11 protein-coding genes and 26 tRNA genes are annotated in these 13,782 nt (G+C 44.8%); 34 read left to right on the top strand and 3 right to left on the bottom strand.

Going from position 1 to position 13,782, the window contains the following annotated elements; genetic code table 11:
• Positions 1-26: 26 nt before the first annotated feature.
• Entirely contained in the window at positions 27-551 is a 525-nt protein-coding gene (locus PUQ00_RS08740; RefSeq protein WP_300415253.1) for an HNH endonuclease, read from the top strand.
• A gap of 16 nt (positions 552-567) precedes the next feature.
• Entirely contained in the window at positions 568-960 is a 393-nt protein-coding gene (locus tag PUQ00_RS08735; protein ID WP_300415153.1) for an alr0857 family protein, read from the top strand.
• A 28-nt stretch (positions 961-988) separates the two neighbouring features.
• Here PUQ00_RS08735 and PUQ00_RS08730 read toward each other — a convergent pair whose 3' ends face one another.
• Positions 989-1,840 carry a polysaccharide deacetylase family protein gene (locus tag PUQ00_RS08730; protein WP_300415152.1) on the bottom strand — a complete coding sequence of 284 codons (852 nt, stop codon included), beginning with the start codon at positions 1,838-1,840 and terminating at the stop codon, positions 989-991.
• A 193-nt stretch (positions 1,841-2,033) separates the two neighbouring features.
• Between PUQ00_RS08730 and PUQ00_RS08725 the strand changes: the two genes are divergently transcribed.
• The 26 genes from PUQ00_RS08725 to PUQ00_RS08600 all read left to right on the top strand — a co-directional run bounded on the left by PUQ00_RS08725 (position 2,034) and on the right by PUQ00_RS08600 (position 5,403).
• A complete protein-coding gene (locus PUQ00_RS08725) occupies positions 2,034-2,228 on the top strand; it encodes a hypothetical protein (protein ID WP_300415150.1) in 195 nt (64 codons plus the stop codon).
• 118 nt (positions 2,229-2,346) lie between these two features.
• Positions 2,347-2,446: transfer RNA gene (locus PUQ00_RS08720), tRNA-Asp, on the top strand.
• A 4-nt stretch (positions 2,447-2,450) separates the two neighbouring features.
• A tRNA-Glu gene (locus tag PUQ00_RS08715) sits at positions 2,451-2,527 on the top strand.
• A gap of 3 nt (positions 2,528-2,530) precedes the next feature.
• Positions 2,531-2,603: transfer RNA gene (locus PUQ00_RS08710), tRNA-Cys, on the top strand.
• Between the two features lie 15 nt (positions 2,604-2,618).
• Positions 2,619-2,694: transfer RNA gene (locus PUQ00_RS08705), tRNA-Met, on the top strand.
• A gap of 3 nt (positions 2,695-2,697) precedes the next feature.
• Positions 2,698-2,769, top strand: a tRNA-Trp gene (locus PUQ00_RS08700).
• Between the two features lie 70 nt (positions 2,770-2,839).
• Positions 2,840-2,910, top strand: a tRNA-Glu gene (locus PUQ00_RS08695).
• 7 nt (positions 2,911-2,917) lie between these two features.
• A tRNA-Tyr gene (locus tag PUQ00_RS08690) sits at positions 2,918-3,000 on the top strand.
• Between the two features lie 4 nt (positions 3,001-3,004).
• Positions 3,005-3,094: transfer RNA gene (locus PUQ00_RS08685), tRNA-Ser, on the top strand.
• Between the two features lie 4 nt (positions 3,095-3,098).
• Positions 3,099-3,173, top strand: a tRNA-Arg gene (locus PUQ00_RS08680).
• Positions 3,174-3,394: 221 nt separating this feature from the next.
• Positions 3,395-3,469 (top strand) — tRNA-Phe (locus PUQ00_RS08675).
• A gap of 6 nt (positions 3,470-3,475) precedes the next feature.
• Positions 3,476-3,550: transfer RNA gene (locus PUQ00_RS08670), tRNA-Asn, on the top strand.
• Positions 3,551-3,555: 5 nt separating this feature from the next.
• A tRNA-Gln gene (locus PUQ00_RS08665) sits at positions 3,556-3,628 on the top strand.
• A gap of 3 nt (positions 3,629-3,631) precedes the next feature.
• Positions 3,632-3,703, top strand: a tRNA-OTHER gene (locus PUQ00_RS08660).
• Positions 3,704-3,709: 6 nt separating this feature from the next.
• Positions 3,710-3,783 (top strand) — tRNA-Leu (locus PUQ00_RS08655).
• A gap of 9 nt (positions 3,784-3,792) precedes the next feature.
• A tRNA-Leu gene (locus PUQ00_RS08650) sits at positions 3,793-3,870 on the top strand.
• A gap of 1 nt (position 3,871) precedes the next feature.
• Positions 3,872-3,944: transfer RNA gene (locus tag PUQ00_RS08645), tRNA-Pro, on the top strand.
• A gap of 213 nt (positions 3,945-4,157) precedes the next feature.
• A tRNA-Pro gene (locus tag PUQ00_RS08640) sits at positions 4,158-4,230 on the top strand.
• A gap of 4 nt (positions 4,231-4,234) precedes the next feature.
• Positions 4,235-4,307, top strand: a tRNA-Leu gene (locus PUQ00_RS08635).
• A 95-nt stretch (positions 4,308-4,402) separates the two neighbouring features.
• A tRNA-Thr gene (locus PUQ00_RS08630) sits at positions 4,403-4,475 on the top strand.
• A gap of 8 nt (positions 4,476-4,483) precedes the next feature.
• Positions 4,484-4,554 (top strand) — tRNA-Gly (locus PUQ00_RS08625).
• A gap of 127 nt (positions 4,555-4,681) precedes the next feature.
• Positions 4,682-4,757, top strand: a tRNA-Val gene (locus tag PUQ00_RS08620).
• A 6-nt stretch (positions 4,758-4,763) separates the two neighbouring features.
• Positions 4,764-4,837, top strand: a tRNA-Arg gene (locus tag PUQ00_RS08615).
• 56 nt (positions 4,838-4,893) lie between these two features.
• A tRNA-Ala gene (locus PUQ00_RS08610) sits at positions 4,894-4,967 on the top strand.
• 6 nt (positions 4,968-4,973) lie between these two features.
• Positions 4,974-5,047: transfer RNA gene (locus PUQ00_RS08605), tRNA-His, on the top strand.
• Between the two features lie 285 nt (positions 5,048-5,332).
• A tRNA-Lys gene (locus tag PUQ00_RS08600) sits at positions 5,333-5,403 on the top strand.
• 97 nt (positions 5,404-5,500) lie between these two features.
• On the opposite strand, the gene nagZ is transcribed toward PUQ00_RS08600, so the two are convergent.
• Positions 5,501-6,586, bottom strand: a complete 1,086-nt coding sequence (gene nagZ, locus PUQ00_RS08595; RefSeq protein WP_300415148.1) for a beta-N-acetylhexosaminidase — start codon at positions 6,584-6,586, stop codon at positions 5,501-5,503.
• A gap of 517 nt (positions 6,587-7,103) precedes the next feature.
• On the opposite strand from nagZ, the gene PUQ00_RS08590 reads away from it, so the two are divergent.
• From PUQ00_RS08590 to PUQ00_RS08565, 6 genes are all read left to right on the top strand, one after another.
• Positions 7,104-7,418 (top strand): hypothetical protein, encoded by a 315-nt coding sequence (locus tag PUQ00_RS08590; protein ID WP_300415146.1) that lies wholly within the window; start codon positions 7,104-7,106, stop codon positions 7,416-7,418.
• Positions 7,419-7,460: 42 nt separating this feature from the next.
• Positions 7,461-8,060: a phytanoyl-CoA dioxygenase family protein gene (locus tag PUQ00_RS08585; RefSeq protein WP_300415144.1), complete on the top strand. Its 600-nt coding sequence runs from the start codon at positions 7,461-7,463 to the stop codon at positions 8,058-8,060.
• A 484-nt stretch (positions 8,061-8,544) separates the two neighbouring features.
• The gene (pds, locus tag PUQ00_RS08580; protein WP_300415142.1) at positions 8,545-9,984 is read left to right on the top strand and encodes a 15-cis-phytoene desaturase; all 1,440 of its coding nucleotides are present in this window, start codon (positions 8,545-8,547) and stop codon (positions 9,982-9,984) included.
• Positions 9,968-10,900, top strand: a complete 933-nt coding sequence (gene crtB, locus PUQ00_RS08575) for a 15-cis-phytoene synthase CrtB (RefSeq protein ID WP_300415139.1) — start codon at positions 9,968-9,970, stop codon at positions 10,898-10,900. Before pds ends, crtB begins: the two co-directional genes overlap by 17 nt.
• 196 nt (positions 10,901-11,096) lie before the next feature.
• A tRNA-Ser gene (locus PUQ00_RS08570) sits at positions 11,097-11,188 on the top strand.
• 193 nt (positions 11,189-11,381) lie between these two features.
• Positions 11,382-12,704 (top strand): ABC transporter substrate-binding protein, encoded by a 1,323-nt coding sequence (locus tag PUQ00_RS08565; protein WP_300415137.1) that lies wholly within the window; start codon positions 11,382-11,384, stop codon positions 12,702-12,704.
• Positions 12,705-12,756: 52 nt separating this feature from the next.
• Here the strand turns inward: PUQ00_RS08565 and PUQ00_RS08560 are convergent, their stop codons facing one another.
• The gene (locus PUQ00_RS08560) at positions 12,757-13,602 is read right to left on the bottom strand and encodes a hypothetical protein (protein ID WP_300415135.1); all 846 of its coding nucleotides are present in this window, start codon (positions 13,600-13,602) and stop codon (positions 12,757-12,759) included.
• Between the last annotated feature and the right edge of the window lie 180 nt (positions 13,603-13,782).

The raw sequence follows: 13,782 nt of genomic DNA, 5'->3' as shown, positions 1-13,782 counted from the left end.
GGAGTTAAGCTGTGACGATATCTTCCATGCGCGGCGCGATCGCAATGCAAGTGTTAGAGCAATCTGTGGTGGTGTTTTCGCAAAATTACTTGCCACTGTGTCGGATCAATATTAAGCGGGCGATTGTGCTGTTAGTAACCAACAAAGCCCAACCGCTAGGTTTTAGTACAGAAGGCGGATGGCGAGTTCACTCACCCAGTTTGGTAATTGATGTACCAAAACACATTCGCTTGACAATCACTTCCAATGAACGGATGTGGAAAGTTCCGCCAGTGAATCGGCGGGAAGTGTTGCGACGAGACCATCACAGTTGCCAATATTGCGGTAGCGGCAAACGTCTAACGCTAGATCATGTGATGCCGCGATCAAAAGGCGGCTCTCACACTTGGGATAACGTAGTCGCAGCTTGTGAAAGATGTAACTCCCGCAAAGGTGATCGCAGCCTGTTTGAGGCTGGTATGCAACTGCGTACCAAACCAAAAGCACCAATGCACCCCGCGATTTCTTTCGCTGAACAGTTTTGGATAGATATGCAAGCAAACCTGGAATAACAGGAGAGCATAAGGAATGCTGAAATTAACTTACACTGAAAGTAGCTTTGATTTAGAATGTATCACTCTGTCGCTAGAAGCATGGGTAGCACAGCGAGTGATTTTAGCCCTGCGAGTTGGGCAAGGTTTATGCATTGAACCCAGTACCGCTTCCTTTTTGCTTCCTATTGATTTGCCAGGAGTAGAAGTACTCAAGGCTGAGGTAAAAAGAGATGACAGAGGAATCATTGCCCTCTGTGCCTGCGATGGTGAATATATGGAAGTCACCCTGCGGGGTTCTTGGCTATCAGATAGTTATAAGGATGCTGTAGGTGTGTTTGTCACCACTATCAGCGATCGCGCTGAGTTCTTTTTGCACAAACTTTGGCAGGAAGCTCAAGAGAGCAGTGCTTCTGTCGTGAGTGAATAAACAAAGGGTGAGAAATTCGACTCACCCTTTATTGTCCCATTTCTAGAAGTTCGGGAATTGTCACAAATCGGTAGCCTTGCTGTTTGAGTCCACTGATGATTTGTGGCAATGCTTGTACAGTTCTTTGGCGATCGCCACCACCATCATGCATTAAAACAATAGAACCTGGTTTCGCGCCTTTCAGGACATTATTTACAAATGCTTGTGGTTTGGCGTGAGGGTCAGTATCAGCTGAAGTTACTGACCACATAATTACAGCGTCCTTCTGGCTTTTGGCGTAAGCGGCTACTCCGTTATTTAAAAAACCTCCAGGAGGACGAAACAGAGCAGTTTTGACTCCTGTAGTTTTGTATATCAGGTCAGCTGTGCGATCAATTTCACTCTTGGCTGTGGCTTCATCCATTCGCCGATACCAATGATGCCAAGTATGGTTGCCAATGGCGTGTCCCTCGGCTACCTCACGCTTGGCTAGGTCAGGATTTGCTTGCAAGGCTTGTCCTACCCAAAAGAATGTCACCTTAACATCATTTTGCTTTAGGATATCCAGCATTTCTAGGGTTGTCTTTGGCCAAGGGCCATCATCAATGCCTAGAGCAATAACCTTCTCGTTGTTCCTGGGATGCACCTGATAAACTGTTTTTCCCTGAAATTTAGCTGGGACTGTAAAGGTAGGGTTTTCTACTTTGGCTGATGGCGGTAGTTGGGCATTAATTTGACCCTTTGCTAGATGATCTTGACCTTGTGCAGTATGGATTTTGCTTAAAGGCTTGTTCAACCCTAGTTGTGGGGAGGTGCCTGGAGCCATACTACAAGCTGTAATCATAGAGGCGATCGCCACAACACTAATTATCTTTTGTCGCTTGAGGTAGTTGTCTGTCACGTCAGGCTTTTAAATACTCACCCAATCATAACTGTAGTTTGACTTTTAAGAGGGGTTAGCAAGTTCAAATCTAAGTGCAGCAGCTTTTCTAGACAATTTCAAAAAAACTTTCTCAAACCCCTTGACACTTCTTGTAGTATTTTGTAGTATAAATGTAGTAAGGCAGAAGACAAGCTTCCCAAGAGTCAAAGTCATGTTTTACATACAACTAAAGGACAGGCGTTGGAATAAACCAGAGTCCCCAGGCAACAAAGCTGCTTTTACTTGCAAACGATTGGAAGTAGAGGCAATAAACGAAAAAAGTTCTAAGTTTGCACTGCTCAAAACCACTGAATACATCCGTAATATACAACAGGCTTACTACCTAGAGTTTCGGTTGTTTTGCTAAGAGTTTCTAACAGTTAAAAGTAATTTTTCTGAACCTTGAAAACTAAATAAGAAATGGGTAAGTTCACCAAAAATCTGTGCCTCAAAACCTCAAAGTTTAGGCACAGATTCCAAAAAATCGGGGTGTAGCTCAACTGGCTAGAGCGTTCCGTTGTCTGCGGAAATGTTGCGGGTATCCTGCGGGAAGCCGCTTTGCGTCTACAAATCCCGTCACCCTGGTTGCAGTCCTGTAGGCGAATAGTTTAAGCCGTCAGTTTCTCGAACTGAAGATTGCGAGTGCGAATCTCGTCGGGACTCCCAAATGGTCAGGTAGCCAAGTTGGTAAGGCATTGGTCTGCAAAACCGATTAGCGCGGGTTCAATTCCCGCCCTGACCTTTGGTGCGATCGTATCGCAGCGTAGCTTAATTAGCAAAGCCCCAGGTTCATACCCTGGTATATGCGGGTGCAAATCCCGCCACTGCTACCAAATGCAGGGATGGTGTAACGGTAACACCTCGTGACTCCAAATCCGATGTTCTGGGTTCAAATCCTAGTCCCTGTGTCAGACAATTTTAGATTAAAAAATTTAATCCAAAATCTAAAATTTAAAATCTAAAATTCGATAAATTATGCCCTCGTGGACGAATGGTTAAGTCAGTGCTCTTTCAAAGCACAGATGCGAGTTCAATTCTCGTCGAGGGAATGATTATGGGTCGGTGGCCGAGTCTGGCTGAAGGCGACAGTCTGTAAAACTGTTCTTTTTTGCACGCAGGTTCAAATCCTGCTCGACCCACTATGGAGAGGTGGCTGAGTGGCCCAAAGCGTCCTCCTGCTAAGAGGAAACGGGTAGTTAATATCCGTCGCAGGTTCAAATCCTGTTCTCTCCGTTTTGAGAGTGTGGTGTAACTGGATAACATCTCAGTCTACGAAACTGAAGACTTGAGGGTTCAGATCCCTCCGCTCTCGTTACATGATCTCTTATTTAGGACTTACGCACAAGTTACGGAATAACGAACCACTCCAGGCGCAGAGAAGCCAGTGCGTTGCGGTGAATCCAGCGCTGTAGGCGGGTTTCCCGCCGTAGGCGACTGGTGAACCCGAAGGGGGGTTACCCCCGTTGTAGCAACTGGCGCGACATGGAGAAATCAGAGTTTGTGAGATATTTTGCGTAAGTCCTATTATTTTATCCCCCGGTAGCTCAGTTGGTAGTTAGCACCTGTTTGAAAAACAGGAGGTCGTCGGTTCGATTCCGACCTGGGGGGCTTGGTTGCCTCATAGCTCAATGGGAGAGCAAGCGGTTGTTAACCGCGCGGTTGTAGGTTCGAGTCCTACTGGGGCAGCCATTCATTGCCGGGTGGACGAATTGGTAAGTCGCATCGCTCTGAACGATGAGGTTGCAGGTTCAAGCCCTGCCCTGGCAATAAAGCCCTGTGGTGTAATTGGCAACATACCTTTGAAGGCGAAGATTCCAGGTTCGAGTCCTGGTGGGGCTGCCAAACTCTGCTCTTGTAGCCCAACTGGAAGAGGCTGCCGTTTCAAAAACGGTATGTTGTGGGTTCGATTCTCACCAAGAGTAGCAAAACTTGCTCCTGTAGCCCAATTGGAAGAGGTGGCAGACTTAAAATCTGTTTGGTTGTGGGTTCGACTCCCACCAGGAGTACCAACGGGATGTAATTCAGTGGCGAGAAGCCATGCTTTGGGAGCATGGAGTCGCAGGTTCGAGTCCTGCCATCCCGATATGCCGCTATCACGGAATGTGGCATAAGTGCTGGAATCAGAGTCCAGATTTTGCAGGTACCCTTCCCTTGGGGACGCTCCGCGAACGGGAAGCCGCTTTGCGTCTACAAATCCTGTCAGGGATACTAAGCTCTGGTGGCGGAATGCAAGATGCACACTTACCGAGGATCTAGTTTTTTGCAGGTTCAAATGCTGTCGGGAATACCAAAATATCTGGGTGTAGCGCAGTTGGAAGCGCGGGAGTTTCGGAAACTCCAGGTGGCAGGTTCAATCCCTGCCACTCAAACTTTGCCCTTGTAGCCCAACGGAAGAGGCGCTTCGCTTAGAACGAAGAGGTTGCTGGTTCAAATCCAGTCAGGGGTATTGGTGATTTTGCGGGGATGAAGCAAGAGTGGCTTGGAGGTCTCATAAGCCTCACATCAGCAGGTGCAATTCCTGCCCCCGTCACCAAAATTAGTGCTGGTATAGCTCAATTGGCAGAGCAACTGACTTGTAATCAGTAGGTTGCAGGTTCAATTCCTGTTACCAGCTTGACTAATGCGGGTGTGATGTAACGGCAGCATGAGACGCTTCCAACGTCTTCGTGCGAGTTCAAATCTCGCCGTCCGCTCTGAACTTGCGGGTGTGATGTAGTCAGTAGCATCTGAGTACGCCATACTCAGTGCGTGGGTACTCTTCGAGAATACTGCGCGTAGCTTGCTTCTCCGTAGGGGTACAAGTCCCTCCACTACTTGCGTAGTCCTGTAGCTCAATTGGTAGAGTGTCTTCCTTACAAGAAGAATGTTGCGGGTTCAATTCCTGCCAGGACTACCAAATATTGGGAGTGTAGCTCAATGGAATAGAGCTTCGAGCTTCTACCTCGAAAGTTGTGGGTTCAAGTCCTACCACTCCCGCCTGAATAAAAGTCAAAAGTGTTTACTTTTAACTTTTAACTTTTAACTTGTTTGATGGGGTCATAGCTCAAATGGATAGAGCGCCTGCCTTGCAAGCAGGAGGTTATGGGTTCAATTCCCATTGATTCCACTGATGGTGTCTGAAGCCAAAGTGGTTGAGGCGCTGGTTTGTGGAACCAGTCATAGCGGGTTCAAGTCCCGTCAGGCACCCTTGAATGGAAGATGCCGCTGTAGGCGAAGCCTTCTCGAAGAGTATGGACGGCAACTGGTCTTGAAAACCAGGGTATGGGCAACTGTAGGTGTACCCTACGGGAAGCAAGCTACGATTCCTCTATCTTCCTCTTTTCCACCTGAAGCCGAAAAGTGAGGCGCTGTGCTGATAACACAGAAATAGGAGGGGCAGTACCTCCCAGGTGGATTCATATCTAGCATTGGTGTTACAACGCTTGCGATGTAATACGATCGCAGCGCTCATTTCTTTATTTAAATTAACTAGGGTGGTTGGCATAACGGCTGTGCAGCGAGCTTTTAACTCGCAGAAATAGGTTCGACCCCTATACCACCCATTAAGCAATTCAAAATTAATAATTAAAAATTAAAAAATGCAATCCTAGCCAGCCTTTTGGCAATTGCTAATATGTAATTTGAATGCACGTTAGCTTATTAATACGAACTAGCGATCGCTAATTTAGCATGTTGCAATAATATATCTTTATCCAAAGCATGTATGGGATATTGCGGTGTTACTGCCAGTAGTTTTTCAATTCTTTCTCTGGCTGCCTTGACTACTGATTCGTCTAAGCTACCCTTGGTGAGGGAATCGACAAAATCTTCAGCAATCTGATAAGTTCTTTCTATAGATGATGAGTTGATATTGCGCGAGACAATAAACAAATCGCAGCCTGCATGAAATGACCGCGCTACAGTACCAGCTTTCATAAACATATCTGAGATCGCTTTCATATCTAAATCGTCAGATACAACCACTCCCTCAAAGCCAAGTTCCTCTCTAAGTATGGTTTTGAGGATAGCCTGGGAAAGCGTTGCTGGCACATCACCATCTATCTTGGGAAATAAGATATGGACACTCATAATCAAAGGAATCTGTACTTCGATTAGCGCTTTGAAGGGTATAAGTTCTCGAAGTCGCAAATCTTCTAGAGTCAGATTAAGTATTGGTAGCTCGATATGAGAGTCCTTGCTCGTGTCTCCATGTCCAGGGAAGTGCTTGGCGCATCCCAAAATTCCTGACTCTTGAAGTCCAAAGTAGTAGTCACGGGCACTTTTGGCCACAGTATCGGGAGTGTTACCAAAAGACCGAGGCCCAATCACGGGGTTGTTGGGATGGGAAAAAATATCTGCTACAGGTGCCCACGATAAATTAATTCCCAGTGATTTGAGTTCTACGGCTGTGGCTTTTGCTACCTCACGGGCGTGCGATCGCAGCAACAAGGCATGAGGAAAGCGGGTAATTGGCAGTGGTGTACGAATTACACGGCCTCCTTCATGATCCAGGGTGATGAACATTGAATCACGTTCAGTATATTCTCGTATCTGGCTGTTCAAATCCTTGAAGCTTTCCAGCCAAACCTCATAGGGGGTGCTATCCAAAAAGTTCTTAGCGAAAAAGATCACCCCAACCGGACTCAATTGGTTGAGTGCACGTTTATCATCATTGCTTAATGTAGTGCCGGAAACACCTAGAATCAGGTGATGTCCAAAGCGCCTTAGCTCCTGCGATACTGGCATAATCCTTTACCTATGGTTGTGTAGCAAACAACTGGGATGTTCAACCTAGAAGACATAAATCCTGATTCTACACCCTTATGGAGAGTGGGGACTTTTAAGAGGCAGGGGGCAGAGGTGCAAAGGGGAAGAATTTTCTGTTTGCTCTCGCGCTTCTTGAACAATGCCCTATGCTCAATACCTTCAACCTCTCACCAACTCTTTAAAAAAGACTAACTTGTAAAAAGAAACAGTAAATATACTCTCAGCAAGTATTCTTACTGATTTTTAACAATTAAAATATATAGGACTCCTATTTGATTTTTGAAAAAACTCCGTACAACTCGAAAGGGCTGATTCCCCATTCCCTACTCCCTACTCCCTGCCTACGCAAATAATTTCAAGAATCAAATCCGATTGCTATATATTACATAGTATTACTTACGCAAGTATAGATTAGTTTTTCCGCAAAAGCATTTTTGCGATTTTCCTTTGGAGTCACTCCGTTAACGCATCCTACCATCCAAATCTCAGGAGACTTATGTCTATAAGTTTATTCAATAACAATCTAAATAGAATTTATTCAAAATTTTATGATATTTGTTATGAAAATTACAAAGGATTGACTAAAAATCCTAGATGGCTTTTAATGCGTAAAATTGCTCGATTTAAAACTGGGCGAGCTATGATGATATTTTTCTTAAGACGTTCAGTTAAATTATATTCATCCGTTCTCAATGAGAGCAATTGTTATTTTCCAGATGTGAATGTAGATGACGTTGTTAACACCCTGAAAACCGAAGGGTTATATTTAGAAATTAATTTACCCCAAGATATTGTTAAAGAAATAGTCTAATTTGCTCATTCAACAGTTTGTTATGGCAATAGAAAAACAAATATGGGGTTTTTTTATAATCAAAAGGAACAAGCACAAACTAAGTCAGGAAAACATTTTTTCATCGGTAGTTATTTTAATACGTCTTTACTCTGCCCAGTTATAAAAAAAATTCAAAATGATCCAAAGTTATTGGCAATAGCTACTAAATATTTAGATGCTCAAGCAGTACATCAAGGGAATCTGATGTGGTGGAGTTTTTCAGGTGACATAACATATCGTCAAAAAAGTCAAGCTGCTCAATTATTTCACTACGATATAGACGATTATCGTTTTCTGAAGTTTTTCTTTTATTTGACTGATGTAGATGATCAAAGCGGTCCTCATGTCTGTGTTCGCGGTAGTCACAATAAGAAGAAGCCGTCACATCTTTGGCTACGTAAACGAGAGACAGATCAAGATATCAGCGATTATTATGGTTCTGAATCTTTAGTAAAGATTTGTGGCAAAGCTGGTTTTGGATTTGCGGAAGATCCACTTTGTTTTCATAAAGGAATTACTCCTACTCATAAAGACCGTTTAATATTACAAATAGAATTTGCCCGAACTGACTATGGGATGCAGCACGACTTCCGAACAGCTTCTCTACTGAAATGTATTTAGTAACTTGTGTGGTATGAGTTTCCCCTTCCGTTTATACAATTGTAACACTGCTAATTAAGTTTAAATACTTAAAAATACTAGTATAAGTTTTTGCATTAATTAAGTTTTTACCGAATGAAAGTAACCTGTAAATCAACTAGCAGGCTTTACCAATGCCCTAGATATTTCCTTAGAGCAAATACACGAATTACCAAAGAAATCAACTACTTTAAGATCAAGAGTTTGTAACTACCTATTTTCAGTCAAAGGAATGACTTTTGTTTATTGACATCCGGTGGTGTAAATCTAGATGAAATGCACGTCGCAAACCCATTGCCAACAATGATATTGGCAATTTATTCTGGTAGGTGCATCTCAAGTAAAATTCCCTTTTACAGAAGTTTTTTGGGGAAGCGATCGCCCAATAACTGCCAAATGTAACGGATTGCAACGTATAATGAGAACGACAAAACCATTAAGAAATATTGAAGGACATAAGGGTTAAATGCGAGTAGCGATCGCGGGTGCTGGTCTAGCAGGACTTTCCTGCGCGAAATATCTCACGGACGCAGGTCATACTCCCATTGTCTTGGAAAGCCGGGACGTACTGGGTGGTCTGGTTGCGGCGTGGAAAGACTCTGACGGCGACTGGTACGAAACCGGGTTACACGCCTTTTTTGGGGCATACCCCAATATGCTTCAATTGCTCAAGGAGTTGGACATTGAGGACAGACTGCAGTGGAAAGAGCATACGCTGATTTTTAATCAACCGGATCAGCCTGGGACACTATCACGTTTTGATGTTCCAGATATTCCATCTCCTTTCAACGTGATTGCGTCGATTCTTCGCAACAAAGACATGTTGACTTGGGAGCAGAAGATTCGATTTGCAATTGGCCTACTTCCAGCAGTGGTTCGGGGTCAGAAGTATGTTGAAGACATGGATAAGTACAGCTTCTTAGAGTGGTTGAAAAGGCAAGGTGTTGACGAGCGGGTAACTAGTGACGTTTTTATCGCCGCATGTAAAGCGCTCACCTTTATAAATCCTGATGAAGTTTCTGCAACGATCCTATTAACTGCACTGAATCGATTTTTGCAAGAACGATATGGTTCCAAAATTGCATTTTTGGATGGTTCTCCCACAGAACGGCTATGCAGCCCGATCGTAGATTACATCACAGAACGCGGTGGGGAAGTGCGGTTGAATACCCCCTTGAAGGAGATTTTACTCAACGCCGATGGTACGGTGAAAGCGTACTTGATTCGGGGGTTAAATGGGTCAGAAGATGAAGTTTTCACGGCTGATGTCTATGTATCTGCTATGTCGGTTGACCCAATGAAAGTCATGTTGCCTAAGCCTTGGAAGCAAATGGAGTTTTTTAAGAAGCTAGAAGGCTTGGAAGGAGTACCAGTGATTAACCTGCATCTGTGGTTTGACCGGAAACTTACAGAAATTGATCACTTGCTATTTTCGCGATCGCCCCTCCTAAGCGTTTATGCTGATATGAGCAATACCTGCCGTGAATATGCCAACCCCAATCGCTCAATGCTGGAATTAGTTCTAGCTCCGGCAAAAGATTGGATTGCCAAATCCGATGAGGAAATTGTGGCTGCAACGATTGCCGAGTTAGAAAAACTCTTCCCCGACCACTTTGGGGGAGACAATCCAGCCACATTGCTGAAATCTCATGTGGTGAAAACGCCGCGTTCAGTTTACAAAGCGACCCCTGGTCGTCAACAGTACCGTCCCGCACAAGTTACGCCCATTGCCAACTTCTATCTCGCCGGAAGTTATACCATGCAACGCTACTTAGGCAGTATGGAAGGTGCCGTACTTTCTGGTAAGCTGACAGCGCAGGCCATTTCTGAGGCTCTCCCGGTAGCAAATTCCTCAAACCTGCAAACGCTCACCCGACCGCCCGCAACGAATGCTGCAACTGCCTGAATCCCCCGCGCGCATGAAAACGCTGGTCTCTGTAGACGAGTCCTATAAACTTTGTCGGCATCTCACAGCAAAGTATGCCAAGACTTTTTACCTGGGTACTTTGCTGATGAGTCCGGTAAAACGTCAATCTATTTGGTCAATTTACGCTTGGTGTCGCCGTACAGATGAATTGGTGGATGGGCCCGCATCTGCTATTACCACGCCAGAAACCCTAGACCTATGGGAACAGCAGCTGGAATCGATTTTTGCGGGACGCCCATTAGAAAATTACGATGTAGCTTTAGTTGATACCCTCCAGCACTTTCCGATGGACATTCAGCCCTTTCGGGATATGATTGCCGGTCAGCGCATGGACTTATATCGCAGTCGTTATGAAACCTTTGAGGAGTTATACCTCTACTGTTACCGCGTTGCTGGCACTGTTGGTTTAATGTCAACAGCAGTTATGGGTGTAGATAGCACCATGTACACAGCACCGTGGCGGCAGAACAAACAACCATATCTTCCCACAGAAGAAGCGATCGCTCTGGGAATTGCCAATCAACTCACCAACATCCTGCGGGATGTGGGAGAAGATGCCAAACGGGGGCGGATCTACATTCCCCTTGAGGACTTGGCAAAATTCAACTACACCGAGCAAGATTTCTTCAAAGGTGTGGTAGATGAGCGTTGGCGGGCATTGATGCGCTTTCAAATTGACCGAGCTCGCCAATTCTATACCACATCAGACCGGGGAATTACTTATTTAGCGCCGGACGCCCGTTGGCCTGTGTGGGCAGCATCAATGCTATACGGTCAGATTTTGGAGGTGATTGAACGCAACGATTACGATGTATTCAGTCGGCGAGCTTATGTTCCCCAGTGGAAAAAGTTACGCACTTTGCCCGTAGCTTGGATGCGATCGCAAGTCCTTTAAAAAATTAGTCATTTGTCCCTAGTCCTTAGTCCTCAGTATTTTATAAATAACCACCGACCAATGACCAATGACCAATGACTAATGCCCAATGCCCAATGCCCAATGCCCAATGCCCAATGCCCAATGCCCAATGCCCAATGACAAATGACTATTGACTCTCCGCAACAAATCTGCTAACATTATTATTTGTGAGTCAGGAGAGGTGGCTGAGTGGTCGAAAGCGGCAGATTGCTAATCTGTTGTACGGCAGGCAACTCCGTACCGAGGGTTCGAATCCCTCCCTCTCCGTTTTCCAGCCTTTGATACACGGAGTCTATTCTGTGTACAAAAGTAAATATTAATCTAGGGTTAAATACTTCTACTCCCAAAGGTGGATGATATGATCTATCCTTTGGAGTCTTGATTAAGATCCAGCTAACTTACAAATTTAGTTTGAATCTTACTTTTAGGCTCCTAAATATCTGAGGAGTGAAAGTGACTTATGAGAAAAATTAGCGCCGCCTTAGCTTTAAGTATAGCTACCCTAGCAACTGGGTTTCTAGTTGGGGCTTGTGGTGATAGCAGTACGCCCAATGGTGCAGCTAACAACGGAAGTACCGCTACCCCAGCAGCAAACTCAACTACCACAAGCAGTACTCAAGGGCTAAAAATTGGTTCCCTACTACCGACAACAGGCGACTTGGCTTCTGTGGGACAGCAGATGCTAGGTTCTGTCCCTTTACTTGTCGATAGCGTAAACGCTTGCGGTGGGGTGAATGGCGAACCTGTTACCTTGGTGCAAGTAGACGACCAAACCGACCCCAGATCTGGTGCTGCCGGTATGACCAAACTAGCAACTTTAGATAAAGTCGCAGGTGTAGTTGGTTCATTTGCCAGTAGCGTTTCTAGTGCAGCAGTCTCCATTGCCACGCCGAATAAAGTCATGCTAGTTTCCCCTGGTAGTACCAGTCCTGTCTTTACCGAAAAGGCTCAAAAAGGCGACTTTAAAGGCTTTTGGGCCCGAACAGCTCCCCCCGATACCTACCAAGCACTAGCCTTAGCCCAACTTGCTAATAAAAAAGGTTTCAAGCGAATTTCTACAGTAGTAATTAATAACGACTATGGCGTTGGCTTTGAAAAAGCATTTGTGCAAACTTTTGAAAAATTGGGTGGAACTATAGTTAATAAAGATAAACCTGTTCGCTACGATCCGAAAGCCCAGACATTTGATACAGAAGCGGCTGCGGCTTTTGCTGGTAAGCCAGATGCAGTGCTGGCTGTATTGTACGCTGAAACTGGTAGTTTGTTCCTGAAAGCCGCCTATCAGCAAGGTGTGGCCAAGGGAGTGCAAATTCTGCTTACAGATGGGGTGAAATCACCTACTTTCCCAGAACAAGTTGGCAAAGGTAGTGATGGGAAATATATTTTAACTGGAGCGATCGGAACAGTACCGGGTTCCAACGGCAAAGCACTAGAAGCTTTCAACAAGCTGTGGAAGGATAAAAAGGGTGGTGCACCAGGGGAATATGCTCCTCAAGCTTGGGATGCGGCTGCCTTATTGACGTTGGCAGCGCAAGCTGCTAAGGAAAATACAGGCGTTGGTATCGCCAGCAAAATCCGTGAAGTTTCTAATGGGCCTGGCACAGAAGTTACTGATGTCTGCGAGGGACTGAAGTTACTTAAAAATGGTAAGAAGATTAACTACCAAGGAGCCAGTGGGAACGTAGATGTTGATGCTAACGGCGATGTCGTCGGTGTTTACGATGTTTGGACAGTAGGAGACGATGGCAAAATCAAGGTGATTGACAAAGTTACCCCCAAGTAGAAAGTTAGGAGTTATTATGAATTTAATCATAATAACTCCTAACTCCTAACTTTTAAAGCCCACTGAAGTTGTAACCAACTCCTAACAACAAGCCTACATCAGTCTTATCGAAAAATCCCGCATTCACAGCAGCCGTTGCCGTAAATTGAGAAGTTAGAGGCACATCGATACCACCAGATACCAAAAAGGCAAATTGCGAATCATCACCAGTTTTGTAAGCTCCACCTACTCCAATGTAAGGTGCGATCGCTAACGGTTCGCTAAAAGCATCCGCTGACTTGAAGGAAAAATCGTAGGTGATCGGAAGTAGAATTGTAGTGTTGTCCCCAAATACGGCTGAGGGTCGCACCGATATAGAATTTGTCACTCCGATTTTGCTAATTACCGCAAAGTTACCGTCGCCCAAAGACGTGTCGCCATCACCACTTAAACCAATGTTAGCAGCGATGCCAACATAGCTGCTGCCACCACGAGTAGTTCTACCTAAATCAATATCCGATTGCGCGACTCTGGGAGCAGATGGTTGAGAAGTTGGTTGAGAAGTTGGTTGTACAAACTCAGAAGTGAGCATCGCAGATGAGGTTGCCACTGTGCCTGGTACAGGTGTAGGCGTTACACTAGCGTTTTTCTGTATTGCAGCGCTCTGGAACTTCTGTACTTTAGTTAAATTTGTGACTGTAAATGTTTCAGTTGTTTCTGTAGAGAGATTTTGGCTTGTAATGTCTAGTTCTGTACTAAACTCGTTAGGAAACGCTAGGGTTGCGGAAGGGTTGGTTAATAGCTGACTGCTCGCCTTGTCCACTGTCTGGGCACTTGCAGATAAGCTGCTACTCAGGACTGCAAGAGCAGCTATACTTGGGAACCAAAAAACACCTTTACGAACAAAGATAGTATTCACATTCACTCCTAAAACAATATTGCCAGGAAAAATAAAGGGTTTTGTTGAGTTAATTCAACAAATTTGGGCAATACTCAAAATTTAACACCAAAAATCCGTTTTTACATCCTGATTCTGCTCGATTTATATATTTTAGGACTTACCAATTGACATAAAACACTAAATATGCATATGGAAAAA

Origin of the sequence: Nostoc sp. S13 (assembly GCF_029379315.1) — a bacterium.
In the GTDB taxonomy this organism is placed as follows: domain Bacteria; phylum Cyanobacteriota; class Cyanobacteriia; order Cyanobacteriales; family Nostocaceae; genus Nostoc.
This window is presented reverse-complemented; position numbering and strand designations above follow the sequence as displayed.